Source organism: Pseudomonas sp. GGS8 (assembly GCF_024168645.1).
In the GTDB taxonomy this organism is placed as follows: domain Bacteria; phylum Pseudomonadota; class Gammaproteobacteria; order Pseudomonadales; family Pseudomonadaceae; genus Aquipseudomonas.
On the sequence record NZ_JALJWF010000001.1, the window covers coordinates 2,422,321 to 2,441,621 of the forward strand.

The following is a 19,301-nucleotide window of genomic DNA, read 5'->3' on the forward strand; positions in this document are numbered from 1 at the left end:
CAGCTGACCCACCGCTGTCGCGGGCAAGCCCGCTCCCACAGGGGATCCTTTCTGATTTGAAGAGTGTGTCCGGTCAGGCTTTTCGGTCCATGTCGTAAACGCACCTTTGCGTGGCGTCCATAGGCATTTGACCTGTCTGCGCCGGTCATACCATCGCATCCAAAGGGCACTGCCGTAACGCCAGTGCCTTACCGAGACGAATGGCGCATAGATGCCGCTGGGAGAGACGCGATGTTCAGCAAGCAAGACCAGATCCAGGGTTACGACGATGCACTGCTGGCGGCGATGAATGCCGAGGAGCAACGCCAGGAAGATCACATCGAGCTGATCGCGTCAGAGAACTACACCAGCAAACGCGTGATGGAAGCGCAAGGCAGTGGCCTGACCAACAAATACGCCGAAGGCTATCCGGGCAAGCGCTACTACGGTGGCTGCGAACACGTCGACAAGGTTGAAGCCCTGGCCATCGAACGTGCCAAGCAACTGTTCGGCGCCGACTACGCCAACGTGCAGCCGCACTCCGGCTCTTCGGCCAACAGCGCTGTGTATCTGGCTCTGATTCATCCAGGCGATACCATCCTGGGCATGAGCCTGGCCCACGGTGGTCACCTGACCCACGGCGCCAAAGTGTCGTCGTCGGGCAAGCTGTACAACGCCGTGCAGTACGGCATCGACACCAAAACCGGGCTGATCGACTACGACGAGGTCGAGCGTCTGGCCGTCGAATGCAAGCCGAAGATGATCGTTGCCGGCTTCTCGGCTTATTCCAAGACCCTCGATTTCCCACGCTTCCGCCAGATCGCTGACAAGGTCGGTGCTCTGCTGTTCGTCGACATGGCTCACGTCGCCGGTCTGGTCGCTGCTGGTCTGTACCCGAACCCGCTGCCTTACGCCGACGTAGTGACCACCACCACCCACAAGACCCTGCGCGGTCCACGTGGTGGCCTGATCCTGGCCAAGGCCAACGAAGAAATCGAGAAGAAGCTCAACGCCGCGGTTTTCCCGGGTGCCCAGGGCGGCCCGCTGATGCACGTCATCGCCGGTAAGGCAGTGTGCTTCAAGGAAGCGCTGGAGCCAGGCTTCAAAGCCTACCAGCGACAAGTGATCGACAACGCCCAGGCCATGGCCGGCGTATTTATCAAACGCGGCTACGATGTAGTGTCCGGCGGTACCGATAACCACCTGTTCCTGGTCAGCCTGATCCGTCAAGGCCTCACCGGCAAAGACGCGGATGCAGCACTCGGTCGCGCCCACATCACCGTGAACAAGAACGCTGTCCCGAACGACCCGCAGTCGCCGTTCGTGACCTCCGGCCTGCGCATCGGCACCCCGGCGGTGACCACTCGTGGCTTCAAGGTCGCTCAATGCACCGAGCTGGCTGGCTGGATCTGCGACATCCTCGACAACCTCGGCGATGCCGATGTCGAGGCCAACGTCGCCAAGCATGTGGCAGCCCTGTGCGCGGACTTCCCGGTTTATCGCTGAGTGCGGTTTTGGAGTAAATGACTATGCAACGCTACTCGGGCTTCGGCCTCTTCAAACACTCTCTCAGCCACCACGAAAACTGGCAGCGGATGTGGCGCACGCCGACCCCGAAAAAGGTCTACGACGTGGTCATCGTCGGCGGTGGCGGGCATGGTCTGGCGACCGCCTACTACCTGGCCAAGGAACACGGCATCACCAACGTGGCCGTGGTTGAAAAAGGCTGGCTGGGCGGCGGTAACACCGCGCGCAACACCACCATCGTGCGTTCCAACTACCTGTGGGACGAGTCGGCGCACCTGTACGAACACGCGATGAAATTGTGGGAAGGCCTGTCCCAGGACCTGAACTACAACGTGATGTTCTCCCAGCGTGGCGTCTACAACCTGTGCCACACCCTGCAGGACATTCGTGATTCCGAGCGTCGGGTCAGCGCCAACCGCCTCAACGGCGTGGACGGCGAACTGCTCGATGCCAAGCAAGTGGCGGACGAGATCCCGTACCTCGACTGCTCCAAGAACACCCGCTACCCGGTGATGGGCGCTACCGTCCAGCGTCGCGGTGGCGTGGCCCGTCACGATGCCGTGGCGTGGGGCTTTGCCCGTGCTGCCGACGCCTTGGGCGTGGACCTGATCCAGCAGACCGAAGTGATCGGTTTCCGCAAGGAAAACGGTGTGTGCATCGGTGTTGAAACCAACAAGGGCTTCATCGGTGCCAAGCGCGTCGGTGTGGTGACTGCCGGTAACTCCGGGCACATGGCCAAACTCGCCGGTTTCCGTCTGCCGATCGAATCGCACCCGCTGCAAGCGCTGGTGTCCGAGCCGATCAAGCCGATTATCGACAGCGTGATCATGTCCAACGCCGTACACGGTTACATCAGCCAGTCCGACAAGGGCGACCTGGTGATCGGCGCCGGTATCGACGGCTACAACGGCTACGGCCAGCGTGGTTCGTACCCGGTGATCGAGCACACCATCCAGGCCATCGTCGAGATGTTCCCGGTGCTGTCGCGCGTACGCATGAACCGTCAGTGGGGCGGCATCGTCGACACCACGCCGGATGCCTGCCCGATCATCTCGAAGACTCCGGTACCGAACATGTTCTTCAACTGCGGTTGGGGCACCGGTGGCTTCAAGGCAACACCTGGCTCGGGCAACGTGTTTGCCGCCAGCCTGGCCAAGGGTGAAATGCACCCATTGGCTGCACCTTTCTCCATCGACCGCTTCCACAGCGGTGCGTTGATCGACGAACACGGCGCTGCAGCAGTCGCCCACTAACAGGAGAAATCCCTATGTTGCATATCTTCTGTCCTCACTGTGGCGAACTGCGCTCCGAAGAGGAATTCCATGCATCCGGCCAGGCGCACATCCCGCGTCCACTGGATCCGAACAGCTGCACCGACGAGGAGTGGGGCGACTACATGTTCTTCCGCGATAACCCTCGCGGTCTGCACCACGAACTGTGGGATCACGTCGCCGGTTGCCGTCAGTACTTCAACGTGACCCGGGACACCGTGACCTACGAGATTCTCGAAACCTACAAGATCGGCACCAAGCCGCAGTTCACCGACAAGACCGACAGCCCGAAAGCGGCCGCCACGGCTCTGGGAGAGAAGGTATGAGCCAGATCAATCGCCTGTCCAACGGCGGACGCATCGACCGCAACAAAGTGCTGAGCTTCACCTTCAACGGCCAGGTCTACAAAGGCTTTGAAGGCGACTCCCTGGCCGCCGCCTTGCTGGCCAACGGTGTCGACATCATCGGTCGCAGCTTCAAGTACTCCCGTCCGCGCGGCATCTTCGCCGCCGGTGCCGAAGAGCCGAACGCCGTGTTGCAGATCGGTGCGACTGAAGCCACGCAGATCCCCAACGTACGCGCCACGCAACAAGCGCTGTATCAAGGCCTGGTCGCCACCAGCACCAACGGCTGGCCAAGCGTGAACAACGACATGATGGGGATTCTCGGCAAGGTCGGCGGCAAGCTGATGCCGCCGGGCTTCTACTACAAAACCTTCATGTACCCGCAATCGTTCTGGATGACTTACGAGAAGTACATTCGTAAGGCCGCCGGCCTTGGCCGTTCGCCGACCGAGAACGATCCGGACACCTACGACTACATGAACCAGCACTGCGACGTGCTGATCGTCGGCGCTGGCCCTGCGGGTCTGGCGGCTGCACTGGCGGCTGCCCGCAGCGGTGCCCGTGTGATCCTGGCCGATGAGCAGGAAGAGTTCGGCGGCAGCCTGCTCGATTCCCGCGAAAGCCTCGACGGCAAACCGGCTACCGAGTGGGTCGCCAGCGTCATCGCCGAGCTGAAAAACACCCCTGACGTGCTGCTGTTGCCGCGCGCCACGGTCAACGGGTACCACGACCATAATTTCCTGACCATTCACGAGCGCCTCACCGATCACCTCGGCGACCGCGCTCCGATCGGCCAGGTGCGTCAGCGCATCCACCGGGTTCGCGCCAAGCGTGTGGTGCTGGCGACCGGCGCTCACGAGCGTCCACTGGTTTACGGCAACAACGACGTGCCGGGCAACATGCTCGCCGGCGCTGTGTCGACTTATGTTCGTCGCTACGGCGTGGCACCGGGCAAGAAACTGGTGCTGTCGACCAACAACGACCACGCCTACCGCGTTGCCCTGGACTGGCTCGACGCCAGCCTGCAAGTGGTGGCCATCGCCGACGCCCGCAGCAACCCTCGCGGTGCGCTGGTGGAAGAAGCGCGCGCCAAAGGCATTCGCATCCTGACCGGCAGCGCCGTGATCGAGGCCCGTGGCAGCAAGCACGTGACCGCTGCTCGCGTTGCAGCGATTGATGTAAAAGCACACACCGTGACCAGCCCGGGCGAATGGCTCGATTGCGACCTGGTCGCCAGTTCCGGCGGCTACAGCCCGGTGGTTCACCTGGCTTCGCACTTGGGCGGCAAGCCGATCTGGCGTGAAGACATCCTCGGTTTCGTACCGGGCGAAGCACCGCAGAAACGCGTGTGCGTCGGTGGCATCAATGGCGTCTACAGCCTCGGCGATTCGTTGGCCGATGGTTTTGAAGGCGGTGCTCGCGCTGCCAGCGAAGCCGGTTTCGGCAAGGTCGAGGGCGTACTGCCCAAAGCCCTGAGCCGACTGGAAGAGCCAACGCTGGCGTTGTTCCAGGTGCCTCACGAAAAAGCCACTGCCCGTGCGCCGAAGCAATTCGTCGACCTGCAGAACGACGTCACCGCGGCCGCCATCGAACTGGCGACCCGCGAAGGCTTCGAATCGGTCGAGCACGTCAAACGCTACACCGCACTGGGCTTCGGCACCGATCAGGGCAAGCTCGGCAACGTCAACGGCCTGGCCATTGCCGCCCGTTCGCTGAACGTGACCATCCCGCAGATGGGCACCACCATGTTCCGTCCGAACTACACCCCGGTGACTTTCGGCGCCGTGGCCGGTCGTCACTGTGGGCACATCTTCGAGCCGGTTCGCTTCACCGCGCTGCATCACTGGCACGTGAAGAATGGCGCCGAGTTCGAAGACGTCGGTCAGTGGAAACGTCCTTGGTACTTCCCGAAAAACGGTGAAGACCTGCATGCCGCGGTCAAACGCGAATGCAAAGCCGTGCGCGACAGCGTCGGCCTGCTGGACGCTTCGACCCTGGGCAAGATCGACATCCAGGGCCCGGATTCGCGTGAGTTCCTCAACCGCATCTACACCAACGCCTGGACCAAGCTCGACGTGGGCAAGGCCCGTTACGGCCTGATGTGCAAAGAAGACGGCATGGTGTTCGACGACGGCGTGACGGCATGCCTGGCCGACAACCATTTCGTGATGACCACCACCACCGGTGGCGCTGCACGCGTGCTGCAATGGCTGGAAATCTACCACCAGACCGAATGGCCAGAGCTGAAGGTGTACTTCACTTCCGTGACGGATCATTGGGCAACCATGACCCTGTCCGGGCCGAACAGCCGCAAGCTGCTCAGCGAAGTCACCGACGCCGATCTGAGCAACGAAGCCTTCCCGTTCATGACCTGGAAAGAAGCGCTGGTCGGTGGCGTGCCGGCACGGATATTCCGGATTTCGTTTACCGGTGAGCTGTCGTACGAAGTCAACGTGCAGGCCGACTACGCCATGGGCGTGCTCGAGAAAATCGTCGAGGCCGGCAAGAAGTACAACTTGACCCCGTATGGCACTGAAACCATGCACGTACTGCGGGCCGAGAAGGGCTTCATCATCGTCGGTCAGGACACTGACAGCTCGATGACCCCGGACGACCTGAACATGGGCTGGTGTGTCGGTCGCACCAAACCGTTCTCGTGGATCGGCTGGCGTGGCATGAACCGCGAAGACTGTGTGCGTGATCAGCGCAAACAGCTGGTTGGCCTGAAGCCGATCGATCCGACCAAATGGCTGCCGGAAGGTGCGCAACTGGTGTTCAACACCAAGCAAGCCATCCCGATGACCATGGTTGGCCACGTGACTTCCAGTTACCTGCACAACTCCCTGGGCTATTCGTTTGCCATGGGCGTGGTGAAAGGCGGCTTGAAGCGCATGGGTGAGCGGGTGTTCGCACCGCTGGCCGACGGCAGCGTGATCGAGGCGGAAATCGTTTCTTCGGTGTTCTTCGATCCGAAAGGCGATCGCCAGAACGTCTAACACCACAGTACCTGTGGGAGCGTGGCTTGCCCGCGATGAACGATAACGCGGTGCCTCAGGCAGACCGAGTTGCTCCCATCGCGGGCAAGCCCGCTCCCGCAGGGATACGAATACAGGAAAGGTGCTTTATGACCGCAGCCAATGTTTACCAACAACGCCCAACCACTGGGGCCAAGGCCGAGTCGTCGCTGCATCATGCCGACCTCGCCAGCCTGGTGGGCAAGGGTCGCAAGAACGCCGGCGTGATCGTGCGTGAGAAAAAACTCCTCGGTCACCTGACCATTCGTGGCGATGGTCACGATGCCGCGTTCGCCGCCGGCGTGCACAAGGCCCTTGGCATCGAATTGCCAGGTGCGTTGACCGTGATCATCAAAGGCGAAACCAGCCTGCAATGGATGGGGCCGGATGAATGGCTGCTGATCGTGCCGACCGGTGAAGAGTTCGCCGCCGAGAAAAAACTCCGTGAAGCGCTGGGCGACCTGCACATCCAGATCGTCAACGTCAGCGGTGGCCAGCAGATCCTCGAACTCAGCGGCCCGAACGTGCGTCAGGTGCTGATGAAGTCCACCAGCTACGACGTGCACCCCAACAACTTCCCGGTGGGCAAGGCTGTTGGCACGGTGTTCGCCAAGTCGCAACTGGTGATCCGCCATACTGCCGAAGATACCTGGGAATTGCTGATTCGCCGCAGCTTCTCGGATTACTGGTGGTTGTGGTTGCAGGATGCGGCTGCTGAGTACGGGCTTAGCGTCCAGGCGTAATGATCGTTCCCGCCTGTTGCGAGGGAGCTTTTGTGGCGAGGGGGCTTGCCCCCGTTGGGTCGCGCAGCGGCCCCAAATCCTGAAAGCGCGTTCCGTCTGACACACTGCGTTTGCCGGTTTTACGACTGCTTCGCAGCCGAACGGGGCAAGCCCCCTCGCCACAAGGTCCGCGACAAACTTTGCAGTCGCGCAGGTATTTTCGAACAGGAGTCACCGCACTATGAGCCGCGCCCCCGACACATGGATTCTGACCGCCGACTGCCCCAGCGTCCTCGGCACCGTGGATGCGGTGACCCGCTTTTTGTTCGAGCAGGGCTGCTACGTCACCGAGCACCATTCCTTCGATGACCGGCTCTCGGGTCGTTTCTTCATTCGCGTGGAATTTCGGCAACCCGACGGTTTCGACGAACAAGCCTTCCGCGCAGGCCTGGCGGAGCGTGGTGCAGCCTTCGGGATGGTCTTCGAGCTGACCCCGCCGAACTACCGGCCAAAAGTGGTGATCATGGTTTCCAAGGCCGATCACTGCCTCAATGACTTGCTCTACCGCCAGCGTATCGGCCAGTTGTCGATGGACGTGGTCGCCGTGGTCTCCAACCACCCGGACCTCAAGCCGTTGGCCGATTGGCATCAGATTCCGTACTACCATTTTCCGCTGGACCCGAACGACAAGCCGTCGCAAGAGCGCCAGGTCTGGCAGGTGATTGAAGAGGCCGGCGCCGAACTGGTGATCCTTGCCCGCTACATGCAGGTCTTGTCGCCAGAGCTGTGCCGCAAACTCGACGGCAAGGCGATCAACATTCACCACTCTCTACTGCCGGGCTTCAAGGGCGCCAAGCCGTACCACCAGGCCTACAACAAAGGCGTGAAACTGGTCGGCGCCACGGCGCACTACATCAACAACGATCTGGACGAAGGCCCGATCATCGCCCAGGGCGTGGAAGCCGTGGATCACAGCCACTATCCCGAAGACTTGATCGCCAAGGGGCGGGATATCGAAGGGCTGACCCTGGCACGGGCTGTTGGATATCACATTGAACGAAGGGTTTTTCTGAACGCCAATCGCACCGTCGTTCTTTAAATTGCCATCGCGGGCTTGCCCGCGATGGCGGCATAACAGACAACACAAGACACACAGGCAATAACCCGAGCAATCAACGCGCCGCCGCTTCCTGGCGACGCGACCGCTACATAAAAACAACAGCGAGGTGAAAGCATGTCTGGTAATCGTGGTGTGGTGTATCTCGGCGCTGGCAAGGTCGAAGTACAGAAAATCGACTATCCCAAAATGCAGGACCCGCGCGGCAGGAAGATCGAGCACGGTGTCATCCTGCGCGTAGTTTCCACCAACATTTGTGGTTCCGATCAGCACATGGTGCGTGGTCGCACTACGGCTCAGACCGGTCTGGTGCTGGGCCACGAGATCACCGGTGAAGTGATCGAGAAGGGCAGCGGTGTCGAGAACCTGCAGATCGGCGACTTGGTGTCGGTTCCTTTCAACGTTGCCTGTGGCCGTTGCCGTTCGTGCAAAGAGCAACATACTGGCGTCTGCCTGAGCGTTAACCCGGCGCGTCCGGGCGGTGCCTATGGTTACGTCGACATGGGTGACTGGACCGGTGGCCAAGCCGAATACGCGTTTGTGCCGTATGCCGACTTCAACCTGCTGAAACTTCCAGATCGCGACCGGGCCATGGAAAAAATCCGTGACCTGACCTGTCTCTCCGACATCCTGCCCACCGGTTACCACGGCGCAGTGACTGCCGGCGTTGGCCCTGGCAGCACCGTGTACATCGCCGGCGCCGGCCCGGTTGGCCTGGCAGCTGCCGCTTCCGCTCGCCTGCTGGGTGCTGCGGTGGTGATCATCGGTGACGTCAACCCGATCCGCCTGGCCCATGCCAAGGCTCAGGGTTTCGAAATCGCCGACCTGTCGACAGACACCCCACTGCACGAACAAATCGCTGCACTGTTGGGCGAACCGGAAGTGGACTGCGCCGTCGATGCCGTAGGCTTCGAAGCTCGCGGTCACGGCCATGCCGGCGTGAAGCACGAGGCTCCGGCCACCGTACTCAACTCGCTGATGGGCGTGGTTCGCGTCGCTGGCAAAATCGGTATTCCTGGCCTGTACGTCACCGAAGATCCGGGTGCAGTGGACGCCGCCGCGAAAATGGGCAGCCTGAGCATTCGCTTCGGCCTGGGCTGGGCCAAATCCCACAGCTTCCACACCGGCCAGACGCCAGTGATGAAGTACAACCGCCAGCTGATGCAGGCGATCATGTGGGACCGCATCCATATTGCCGACATCGTCGGCGTGGAAGTCATCAGCCTGGATGACGCGCCACGGGGTTACGGCGAGTTCGATGCGGGCGTGCCGAAGAAGTTTGTGATCGATCCGCACAAGTTGTTTAGTGCGGCGTAAGACCTGGAGCAAGACGGAAAAAAGGGCGACAGTGATGTCGCCCTTTTTTATGGCGAGTGGAACGTAATTGCTCAGAGGAAGTGAGCAATTATCAATGGACCTCGAACAGAGATCTGATTTGTTCCATGCCGTAGACGTCGCTTTCCAGTTGACCACATTGTCCAGAGCCAAGGCGCTGCCGGTTCGGTCATACCGTTCATCGGTTGCGACCCAGGGAGCACGTTTTCATAGACGCCACCTGGGGAAAATGCCCATGCAGACAAGGAACATGCTGGCGTACATCCGGTCCAATCAGCAGTTTTGCCGCCCCCCGTTATCGAGCGGTTTTTCATGGCACAAGAGGATGTCTGGATGAACGTTTCACGCTGTTTTGCACTGGCATCGCTCATGGCTGTCGCTTCGTTGACGACGCTGGCCGCCAGCCCGGCCTTTGCACAGTTAAGCCTCAGCGATGCGGTCAAGGCGGTGTCATCGATGCAGGACGACGAGGATGTCGAGGGTGTCGAGGCCGATGATGTCGATGGCATCGTGGCGGCGGCGCCCAAGGCGGCCGGTTTGCTCAATACCCTGGGCTCGCAGCTCGACATTACCCCGGAGCAGGCCATCGGCGGCGCCGGTGCGATGCTGGGGCTGGCGAGGAATCAGCTCAGCGGCCAGGACTTCTCCGAGCTGAGCAAAAATGTGCCTGGTCTCGCTCAGATCGCCGGCAACAGCGCCATGGGTGGCCTGGCTGGATTGGGTGGGCTGCTTGGCGCCGGTTCAGACAAGAATGCGTTGCTCGATGGCTTGCTGGGTAACGTCAAGGACACCAAGGACCTGAACAACGCCTTCAGCGCCTTGGGCATGGATACCGGGATGGTTGGAATGTTTGCTCCGGTGATCCTGCAGTATCTCGGTCAGCAAGGCGTTGCCGGTTCGCTGCTGCAAAACCTCGGCGGGATCTGGGGCACCGGTACCGGTAGCTGAGTCAGCCCTCGGCGCGTAGCTCCTTGATGCGCTGGTCCTTTTCGATCCAGAGCTGGTTGACCCAGTTCTGGATCGTTTCGCGAAACACCGGATCGTTTTCGTAATCGCCTTGCCACAGTGCCGGGTCCAGCTCGCGTGTGTGGATGTCGATGATCACCTTGGGCACGTTGCCGCTGAGCAAATCCCAGAACCCCGGAATCTTCTGCTGCGGATACACCACCGTCACATCGAGAATGGCGTCCAGCTGTTCGCCCATCGCCGCCAGCACAAACGCCACACCGCCGGCCTTGGGCTTGAGCAGGTGGGTGAACGGCGACTGTTGCTGGGCGCTTTTCGCTGCTGTGTAGCGGGTGCCTTCCAAGTAGTTGACCACCGTCACCGCCTGGCGCTTGTACAACTCGCAGGCTTGTTTGGTGATCTCCAGGTCCTTGCCGGCCAGCTCCGGGTTCTTCGCCAGAAACGTCTTGCTGTAGCGCTTCATGAACGGATAGTCCAGCGCCCACCAGGCCAGGCCCAGGAACGGCACCCAGATCAGTTCTTTCTTGAGGAAGAATTTGAAGAACGGCGTGCGTCGGTTAAGTGCCTGGATCAGCGCCGGGATATCGACCCAGGACTGATGGTTACCGATCACCAGATATGAGGTGTCTGCGCGCAGCTCATCGCCGCCGCGAATGTCCCATTGAGTGGGAATGCACAGACGAAAGATCAGCTTATCGATTTCAGCCCAGGTTTCGGCAACCCACATCACCGCCGCCGAGGCGTAATCGCGAAAGCGCCCGGGCAGGAGCAGTTTGAGCAGCGCGAACACCATCAGAGGCCCGAACAGGACCAGGGTGTTGAGCAATAGCAGCAAGGTAACGAAACAGCCGGTGAGCAGGCGGCGCATAGGTAACTCTTGAAAGCGTTGGGGCGCGCCATGATAAGCAGCTTAGGGTGACAGGCCAAATCGGTGGTGACGAATGTTTCACCTATTCGGCAGTATGCTTTAGCGAATTCGAACCCGTCAGGCTGTTGTAGTGATTGATCTGGCCTATTCGCGGGCTTGCCCGCGAAGCGATTTCAAGAACGAACGAATTCAAAGGCAGCAGTTCTAAAATTCCGCTGCCCACTCTCCAAGGAAGCCCCTTACGTGAAATCTATCCTTGCACTGCTTGCCCTCGTGACCCTGCCGGTTCTGGCCGCTGAGCCGACTCTTTATGGGCGTTACGAATACATCGCGCTGCCGGAAATCGGCGGTGAAGTCCTCAAGGCCAAAATGGACACCGGCGCCCTGACCGCATCGCTGTCGGCCAAAGATATCGAAACCTTCACCCGCGACGGTGACGAGTGGGTACGTTTCCGTCTCGCCACCAAAGGCGCGAGCAACAAAGTCTACGAACACAAGGTCGCGCGCATCAGCAAGATCAAGAACCGTGCCGATGAAGAAGATGACGACAAGGTCGTGAGCGAAGTGACCAAGCGTCCGGTGGTCGATCTGGAACTGTGCCTGGGCAACGTCAAGCGCACCGTCGAGGTCAACCTCACCGACCGCAGCAGCTTCAACTACCCGCTGCTGATCGGCGCCAAAGCCCTGCGCGAGTTTGGCGCGGCGGTGAACCCGGCACGTCGCTTTACTGCCGACAAACCCGACTGCTGATTGACGGCGAATCAGCCTTGGGGCACCGTTCGCCCACTTAACTAGCGGGCTCGGACGCCATGCCTCATATCCTGATTGTCGAAGACGAAGCGGCGATTGCCGACACCCTGATTTTCGCCTTGCAGGGCGAGGGCTTCACCACCACCTGGTTGAGCCTTGGCGCGGCGGCGCTCGAGCATCAGCGCGCGACGCCGGCCGACCTGATCATTCTCGATATCGGCCTGCCGGACATCAGCGGCTTCGAGACCTGCAAGCAGTTGCGGCGTTTCAGCGACGTGCCGGTGATTTTCCTCAGTGCCCGTGACGCCGAGATCGACCGCGTGGTGGGCCTGGAAATCGGCGCCGACGACTACGTGGTCAAGCCGTTCAGCCCTCGGGAAGTGGCGGCGCGGGTCCGAGCGATTCTCAAGCGCATGGCGCCACGATCCGTGGCGGAGGTGGCGTCAGCGCTGTTTCGCATCGACGGCGAACGGGTGCAGATCAGCTATCGCAACCAGCCGCTGAGCCTGACTCGCCATGAGTTTCGTTTACTGCAATGCCTGCTGGAACAACCTGAGCGAGTCTTCAGTCGCGAGCAATTGCTCGATGCGGTGGGCGTGGCCGCCGATGCTGGTTACGAGCGCAGCATCGACAGCCACATCAAGAGCGTGCGCGCCAAATTGCGCCTGGTGAAGGCCGACGCCGAGCCGATCCAGACTCATCGTGGCCTCGGTTACAGCTACAGCCCGGGGCACAGCTGATGTCACTGGGGATCCGGATTTTTCTGGTCTACGTGCTGTTCATCGGCCTGGCCGGTTACTTTGTGCTCAACACTGTGATGGAAGAAATCCGCCCCGGAGTGCGCCAGTCCACCGAAGAAACCCTGGTGGACACCGCCAACCTGATGGCCGAGATCCTGCGTGACGACTTCAAGGCCGGCACCCTCAGCCAGAACCGCTGGCCCGAGTTGCTCAAGGCGTACGGGGAACGGCAACCGAAGGCGAGTATCTGGGGCCTGTCGAAGAATCAGGTCAACCACCGCATTTACGTCACCGATGCCAAGGGCATCGTGGTGCTGGATTCCAGCGGGATTGCGGTGGGCCAGGACTACTCGCGCTGGAACGACGTCTATCTGACCCTGCATGGAGAGTACGGCGCGCGTTCGACGCGCAGCGACCCGGACGATTCGAACTCGTCGGTGATGCACGTCGGGGCACCGATTCGCGACAACGGCCAGATCATCGGCGTGGTGACGGTGGCTAAACCCAACAGCTCGCTGCAGCCTTACGTCGATCGCACCGAACGGCGATTGCTGACTTATGGCGCCGGATTGATTGGCCTCGGTTTGCTGTTTGGTGCGCTGTTGTCGTGGTGGCTGAGCGCGGCGCTGCGAAGGTTGACGGCTTATGCCCAGGCCGTCAGTGAAGGCCGACGGGTCGAGGTACCGCATTACCGTGGCGGCGAGCTGGAGCAACTGGCCACGGCGCTGGAACACATGCGCACCCAGCTCGAAGGCAAGGCTTACGTCGAGCGTTATGTGCACACCCTGACCCATGAATTGAAAAGCCCGCTGGCGGCGATTCGTGGCGCGGCGGAGCTGCTGCAAGGCGACATGCCGCCGGCCCAGCAGCAGCGTTTCGTCAGTAACATCGACAGCGAAAGTGCGCGCATGCAGCAGTTGATCGAGCGACTGTTGAACCTGGCGCAGGTTGAACAACGCCAAGGATTGGAGGAGCGGGTGGCGGTGCCGTTGGCGGCCTTGGTGGACGAACTGTTGAGCGCGCAGGCTGCGCGAATCGAAGGCAAGCAGTTGCGTGTGGAGCGGCAAATTACAGCGGATCTGAACCTGCTCGGCGAGCCGTTTCTGTTGCGCCAGGCGCTGGGCAATCTGCTGGAGAATGCCTTGGACTTCACCCCGGCGCACGGCGTGCTGCGATTTTGCGCCGAACGGGTCGACGAGCAGATTGAGTTCAGGCTGTTCAACCAGGCCGAGGCGATTCCCGACTATGCGTTGCCACGCTTGAGCGAGCGTTTCTACTCACTGCCGCGTCCGGACAGTGGGCGCAAGAGCACCGGGTTGGGGCTTAACTTCGTTGAAGAAGTGGTCAAGCTGCATGGCGGTGCGATGAGTATCGGTAATGTCGAGGGCGGGGTTGAAGTTAAATTGAGCCTGCCTTAGGACCGAGTCGCAGCCATCGCGAGCAGGCTCGCTCCCACATGGGATTTGAGGCGAACGCAAAAGATAAGAACCACGCAATTCCATTGTGGGAGCGAGCCTGCTCGCGATGAGGCCGGCCCATTCTCCACAAAGTCTCCATATTTCCCCCACAAACCCCCCACACACCCAATCCAGACTCTCCCCATCCAAACAGGGAGAGTCCCCATGAACCGAAGCTTGACCCTAAAACTCGGGGCGATTGCCCTGCTGATTCTATTGCTGCTGATCCCGCTGCTGATGATCAACGGGGTGATCCAGGACCGCCAGCAACTGCGCGACGGTGTGCTCGAAGACATCGCCCGCAGTTCCAGCTACAGCCAGCAATTGAGCGGCCCGCTGATGGTGGTGCCTTATCGCAAAACGGTGCGCACCTGGAAAACCAACGAAAAAACCAACGAGCGTTATCAGGATGTCGGCGAGGAGCGTGGGCGTTTGTATTTCCTGCCGGAGCGCTTTGAACTCGACGGCCAGGTCCAGACCGAATTGCGCGCCCGGGGTATCTACGAGGCGCGGCTATTCCATGCCGATAACCGCATCAGCGGGCATTTCTCGGTCCCGGCGCAACTGGGCATCAAGGAAGACTTCGCCGATTACCGCTTCGATCAGCCGTTCCTGGCTGTCGGCATCAGCGATATTCGCGGCATCGAGAACGCCTTGAAACTCGAACTCAATGGCCAGAAGCTGGATTTTGTACCGGGCAGCCAAGTGGGCTGGTTGGGCGAGGGTGTGCACGTGACACTACCGGTGCTGGACACCCAACAGGCTACGGAACTGGCCTTCGGTTTCGACTTGCGTCTGCAAGGCACCGGCCAGTTGCAGGTTCTCCCGGTGGGCAAGACCAGCAAGGTGTCACTGGCTGCGAATTGGCCTCACCCCAGCTTCATCGGCAATTACCTGCCGGCGCAGCGGGAAATCACCGATCAGGGCTTTACGGCCAATTGGCAGACCTCGTTTTTCTCCACCAACCTGCAAGAAGCGTTGAACAGTTGCGTGTCGGGCGGTCATTGCGAGGCGTTCAGCGGTCGCAGTTTCGGTGTGAGTTTCATCGACCCGGTGGACCAGTACCTGAAAAGCGACCGGGCAATCAAATACGCATTGCTGTTCATCGTCCTGACCTTCGCCGGTTTCTTCCTCTTCGAAGTGCTGAAAAGCCTGGCGGTGCACCCGGTGCAGTACGCGTTGGTGGGTGTAGCGCTGGCGTTCTTCTACCTGTTGCTGCTGTCGCTATCCGAACACATCGGCTTTGCCCTGGCGTATCTGCTGTCGGCGAGTGGCTGTGTGGCGTTGATCGGTTTCTATGTCTGTCATGTGCTGCGTAGCGTGCGTCACGGCCTGAGTTTTTCGGCGGGGTTGGCGGCGTTGTACGGGCTGCTTTACGGCTTGTTGAGCGCCGAGGATTACGCGCTATTGATGGGCTCGCTGCTGCTGTTCGGTCTGCTGGGTGTGTTCATGGTGCTGACCCGCAAGCTGGACTGGTACGGGATCGGGCAAAAGTCCGCCAAGCCGCTGGCGTTTGATATGGGGACGGTGGAATGAGCAGGTCGTTGGGGTTGCGCGAGGATCAGCGGATGGGCGAGGCGTTGGCGACGCGGATTTGCCAGTTATTTCCGTCAGATCCGGTCTGGTGCCATCGCGAGCAGGCTCGCTCCCACAAAAGATCTCCAGTGAATACAAAGGTTATGCACGCCAAAGATCAAATAATGTGGGAGAGAGCCTGCTCGCGATGAGGCCGGTACAGTCAGCGAGAATCTAGAGCTTGGGCATCGTCGCAATCATCGAAGGCCGCTGACTCACTTCGAAATACCACTCTGCCAACTTTGGATTCGCTTTGCGCCATTCCAGATCCGGATGGCGCAAATCCAGATAACCCAAGGCACAGGCCACACTGATCGCCGCCACATCGAAATGGCTGGTCAGCTCGGCAATCGCGTCGGCCTCCAGCAGCGCCAGGGCGCGACGAATCTTGTCGCGCTGACTGTCGAGCCAGGCGTCCCAATGTTTTTCCGGCGAGCGCAGGGCCACTTCATAGCGAATCATCACGGCGGCATCCATGATCCCGTCCGCCAGAGAAGCCAGAGTCAAGCGCCGCCAGCGCGCGGAGCCTTCACGAGGAATCAGCGGATTACCGACGTGCTGGTGATCGAGGTAATCGAGGATCACCCGGCTGTCGTACAGCACATTACCGTCGGCCAGGCGCAGCGCCGGAATCTTGCCCAGCGGGTTGTCTTTGTTGAGAGCCGGATCCGGGCTGACCGGCGTGAGCTGGCTGGCTTGCAGCACCACGCGGTTCGTTTGACCGGTCTCGTGCAGCAGCACCATGACTTTGCGAACAAAGGGCGAGGCGGGGTTGTGAAACAAGGTCATGCTGGGGGCGGACATGGCGGCATCTCGATCATGGGCAGTGTCGGGAGCATAGCGCTTTGGTGTTTGAGCTCAAGCTCGTTTCCACAGGTTTTGTACCGTTCGCCGATGCCGTAAACGACACAAAACCTGAGCGAGGCTTGCCCGCGAAGGCGTCAGAACAGGCGCCATAAAACTTAAAAAGACGGAGCCTGCCGCCGCCGCTTCCACTGACTCAGCCGCTGCTGCAGGTTCAACGGGCTATGAATCTGTTGCTGCCGCGCCCGGCTGAATAAAATCAGCATCAGTTCCGCCGTTGCCAAGGCATCGGCGCTGGCGTTATGCCGTTCGAAGACCTCCAGTTTGAACCAGTCGATCCACTCATCCAGCCCGGCCTCGCGAAAGTGTGCCTGGGGACAAAGCAGCGGGGCGATGTCTGCCACATCCAGAAAGGGATGCTGCAGCTTGTAACCCAGATGTTCTTTCAGCGCGCGCCCGAGCATGTGCTGGTCGAACGGCGCATGAAAGGCCAGCACCGGACTGTCGCCGACAAACTCCATGAACTCGAGCAAGGCTTGCGCCGGGTCGCTGCCCGCAGCAATGGCGCTGGGTCCCAGGCCATGAATCAACACGCTGGGGCCGAGTTTGAGTTCGGTGCATTGCAGCGTGCGCTCGAACTGCTGGCTGAAGTCGATCGCGCCGTCCTCGATCACCACGGCTCCGATGGACAGCAGACGATCCTTGTTCAGATTCAGCCCGGTGGTTTCCAGATCGAGCACCACCCAGCGTTGCTCTCTCAGGCTGCAATTGCTCAGCTCGGCTACGGCCGGCAAGCGCTGCAGACGTTGTTGCAGTTCGCCGGACAAAACGGGACTGGCCGGGCGCAGCCATGAAAACAGGCTCATAACTGATACCGCAGGGTCAGGCTGCTTTGCAGGCGTTGGGCCTGGCGCAGGGATTCACGCAGGATGCGTCGGTCCAGATGATTGAGGCTGTCGGGATCGACGCGGTTGGAGTAGGGCAAGTTCTCTCGGGTCTGTAGCTGATGTTGCTGCATGCGGGTTTGCTGGATGAAGTGATACGCCTCTTCATAGGCAGCGCCATCCAGCTGTTCGATGACCTCTTTCTCCACCAATTGGCGAAAGCGTTCCAGGGTATTGTTGGCGCCGATGCCGTGGGCCAGGGCCAGCACTCGCGCACCGTCGACGAATGGCGTCAGGCCCTGGAGTTTCAGGTCGAGGGTGGCTTTTTCGCCATTCTTGCGCGCCAGCACGAACTCGCGGAACCGCCCCACGGGCGGACGATTGCGCAGGGCATTCTCAGCCATCATGCGCTGGAACAACCGGTTGTCGCCGACCTGATCGAGAATGCCCCGGCGCAATTGCTCGCAGCCTCGCTCATCGCCCCAGACCACACGCAGGTCGAAGTAGATGCTCGACCCCAGCAGGTTTTCCGGCGTCGCCTCGCGGATAAACGCCGCAAAGCGTCGCGCCCATTCGACCCGGGACAAACACAGCTCGGGGTTGCCAGCCATGATGTTGCCCTTGCACAGGGTGAAGCCGCACAGCGCCAGGCTCTGATTGACCTGCTGGGCGATGGGCAGCAACTTGCCGCGTATTTCGGCGGCGTGGGCCGCATCGCGGGCCTCGAACAGAATGCCGTTGTCCTGATCGGTGTGCAGCGTCTGCTCGCGGCGGCCTTCGCTGCCGAAGCACAGCCAACTGAACGGCACACCGGGGTCGCCTTTCTCCGCCAGGGCCAGTTCGATCACCCTGCACACAGTGTGGTCGTTAAGCAGGGTGATGATATGGGTGATTTGCGTCGAGGACGCGCCGTGGGCCAGCATCCGTTCGACCAGTTGGCCAATCTCGCCGCGGATCGCCACCAGATTCTCCACCCGTTGGGCACTGCGAATGGTCCGCGCCAGGTGCACCAGATCGACCCTTTGCAGGGAAAACAGATCGCGCTCTGAAACCACGCCGCACAGGCGCTGATCCTTGACCAGGCAGACGTGGGCGATGTGTCGCTCGGTCATGGCGATCGCTGCGTCGAAGGCGCTGTGATCCGGCGTCAGGTAAAACGGCGCCGGGGTCATGTGCCGTTCTATGGATTCATTGAAATCGCTGGTGCCGTTGGCCACCACATGCCGCAAGTCGCGCAGGGTGAAAATGCCCAGCGGCGCCCTCTGCTCATCGACCACCACAATGCTGCCGACTTGCTGATCGTGCATCAGCGTCACCGCTTCACGCAGAGGGGTGATCGGGCTGCAGGTCACCGGATGCCGCATGGCCAGTTCGCCCAATCGGGTATTGAGCGAGTACTGGGTGCCGAGGGTTTCCACGGCTTTTTGCTGGACTTGCTGATTGACCTGATCCAGCAAACTGCTGACACCGCGTAGGGCAAAGTCGCGGAACGGGTTGGACAGTGCGAACAGTTTGATGAACGCGAGCTTATTCAGCTGTAGGCAAAAGGTATCTTCGGCCGCCAGATGTTCGGTGCGGGTGGCACGCTCGCCCAGCAGGGCGGCGAGGGGAAAGCACTCGCCGGTGGTGATTTCGAAGGTGGTTTCGGTGCCGCCCTTGGCCGTGTGCGGTCGCTCGCCGACAACCCTGCCTTGTTTGACGATGTAGAAATGCTCAATCGGGCCATCGGCGGGTTTGATGATGCTCTCGCCGGGGGCATAAAACCGCAGTTGGCATTGCTCCACCAGATAGGCCAGGTGGGCATGTTCCATTTGATTGAACGGCGGGAAGCGCTGCAGGAATTGCAAAGTGCCCTGGATGTTCTGCAACACCGCGGTTTTCCCTGCCTGGGTGAAGGCGTCCGCTTTACTCATAACCATTACCGCAGTCTTTTTCTGATTGTTGTGTC

Annotated in this window: 16 protein-coding genes; 12 read left to right on the plus strand and 4 right to left on the minus strand. The window is 60.6% G+C overall.

The window, feature by feature from the left end:
• The first annotated feature begins 231 nt into the window (after window positions 1–231).
• The 8 genes from glyA to J3D54_RS10820 all read left to right on the plus strand — a co-directional run bounded on the left by glyA (window position 232) and on the right by J3D54_RS10820 (window position 10,257).
• A complete protein-coding gene (gene glyA / locus J3D54_RS10785) occupies window positions 232–1,485 on the plus strand; it encodes a serine hydroxymethyltransferase (protein WP_253417957.1) in 1,254 nt (417 codons plus the stop codon).
• A 23-nt stretch (window positions 1,486–1,508) separates the two neighbouring features.
• A complete protein-coding gene (locus tag J3D54_RS10790; protein WP_007936415.1) occupies window positions 1,509–2,759 on the plus strand; it encodes a sarcosine oxidase subunit beta in 1,251 nt (416 codons plus the stop codon).
• A gap of 14 nt (window positions 2,760–2,773) precedes the next feature.
• Window positions 2,774–3,103, plus strand: a complete 330-nt coding sequence (locus J3D54_RS10795) for a sarcosine oxidase subunit delta (RefSeq protein WP_007907563.1) — start codon at window positions 2,774–2,776, stop codon at window positions 3,101–3,103.
• Window positions 3,100–6,117, plus strand: a complete 3,018-nt coding sequence (locus J3D54_RS10800; protein ID WP_253417958.1) for a sarcosine oxidase subunit alpha — start codon at window positions 3,100–3,102, stop codon at window positions 6,115–6,117. Before J3D54_RS10795 ends, J3D54_RS10800 begins: the two co-directional genes overlap by 4 nt.
• Window positions 6,118–6,245: 128 nt before the next feature.
• A complete protein-coding gene (locus J3D54_RS10805; RefSeq protein ID WP_253417959.1) occupies window positions 6,246–6,878 on the plus strand; it encodes a sarcosine oxidase subunit gamma in 633 nt (210 codons plus the stop codon).
• 220 nt (window positions 6,879–7,098) lie between these two features.
• Window positions 7,099–7,956, plus strand: coding sequence for a formyltetrahydrofolate deformylase (purU, locus tag J3D54_RS10810; protein WP_253417960.1), 858 nt, complete (start codon window positions 7,099–7,101; stop codon window positions 7,954–7,956).
• Between the two features lie 135 nt (window positions 7,957–8,091).
• Entirely contained in the window at window positions 8,092–9,291 is a 1,200-nt protein-coding gene (gene fdhA / locus J3D54_RS10815; protein WP_253417961.1) for a formaldehyde dehydrogenase, glutathione-independent, read from the plus strand.
• 351 nt (window positions 9,292–9,642) lie between these two features.
• Complete coding sequence (locus J3D54_RS10820) at window positions 9,643–10,257, plus strand: DUF2780 domain-containing protein (RefSeq protein ID WP_253417963.1); 615 nt, start codon at window positions 9,643–9,645, stop codon at window positions 10,255–10,257.
• 1 nt (window position 10,258) lies between these two features.
• Here J3D54_RS10820 and J3D54_RS10825 read toward each other — a convergent pair whose 3' ends face one another.
• Window positions 10,259–11,143: an acyltransferase gene (locus tag J3D54_RS10825; protein ID WP_253417965.1), complete on the minus strand. Its 885-nt coding sequence runs from the start codon at window positions 11,141–11,143 to the stop codon at window positions 10,259–10,261.
• A gap of 243 nt (window positions 11,144–11,386) precedes the next feature.
• Between J3D54_RS10825 and J3D54_RS10830 the strand changes: the two genes are divergently transcribed.
• The 4 genes from J3D54_RS10830 to creD all read left to right on the plus strand — a co-directional run bounded on the left by J3D54_RS10830 (window position 11,387) and on the right by creD (window position 15,626).
• Window positions 11,387–11,893 carry an ATP-dependent zinc protease gene (locus tag J3D54_RS10830; protein WP_253417967.1) on the plus strand — a complete coding sequence of 169 codons (507 nt, stop codon included), beginning with the start codon at window positions 11,387–11,389 and terminating at the stop codon, window positions 11,891–11,893.
• 59 nt (window positions 11,894–11,952) lie between these two features.
• Window positions 11,953–12,633: a two-component system response regulator CreB gene (gene creB / locus J3D54_RS10835; protein ID WP_253417969.1), complete on the plus strand. Its 681-nt coding sequence runs from the start codon at window positions 11,953–11,955 to the stop codon at window positions 12,631–12,633.
• The gene (gene creC / locus J3D54_RS10840; protein WP_253417971.1) at window positions 12,633–14,051 is read left to right on the plus strand and encodes a two-component system sensor histidine kinase CreC; all 1,419 of its coding nucleotides are present in this window, start codon (window positions 12,633–12,635) and stop codon (window positions 14,049–14,051) included. The genes creB and creC overlap by 1 nt, the downstream gene beginning before the upstream one ends.
• A 204-nt stretch (window positions 14,052–14,255) precedes the next feature.
• Window positions 14,256–15,626 carry a cell envelope integrity protein CreD gene (gene creD, locus J3D54_RS10845; protein WP_253417972.1) on the plus strand — a complete coding sequence of 457 codons (1,371 nt, stop codon included), beginning with the start codon at window positions 14,256–14,258 and terminating at the stop codon, window positions 15,624–15,626.
• Between the two features lie 213 nt (window positions 15,627–15,839).
• On the opposite strand, the gene J3D54_RS10850 is transcribed toward creD, so the two are convergent.
• From J3D54_RS10850 to J3D54_RS10860, 3 genes are all read right to left on the minus strand, one after another.
• Window positions 15,840–16,469 (minus strand): glutathione S-transferase, encoded by a 630-nt coding sequence (locus J3D54_RS10850; RefSeq protein WP_253417973.1) that lies wholly within the window; start codon window positions 16,467–16,469, stop codon window positions 15,840–15,842.
• A 158-nt stretch (window positions 16,470–16,627) separates the two neighbouring features.
• Entirely contained in the window at window positions 16,628–17,335 is a 708-nt protein-coding gene (locus tag J3D54_RS10855) for a PolC-type DNA polymerase III (protein ID WP_253417974.1), read from the minus strand.
• The gene (locus J3D54_RS10860) at window positions 17,332–19,266 is read right to left on the minus strand and encodes a putative nucleotidyltransferase substrate binding domain-containing protein (RefSeq protein WP_367399609.1); all 1,935 of its coding nucleotides are present in this window, start codon (window positions 19,264–19,266) and stop codon (window positions 17,332–17,334) included. Before J3D54_RS10860 ends, J3D54_RS10855 begins: the two co-directional genes overlap by 4 nt.
• Between the last annotated feature and the right edge of the window lie 35 nt (window positions 19,267–19,301).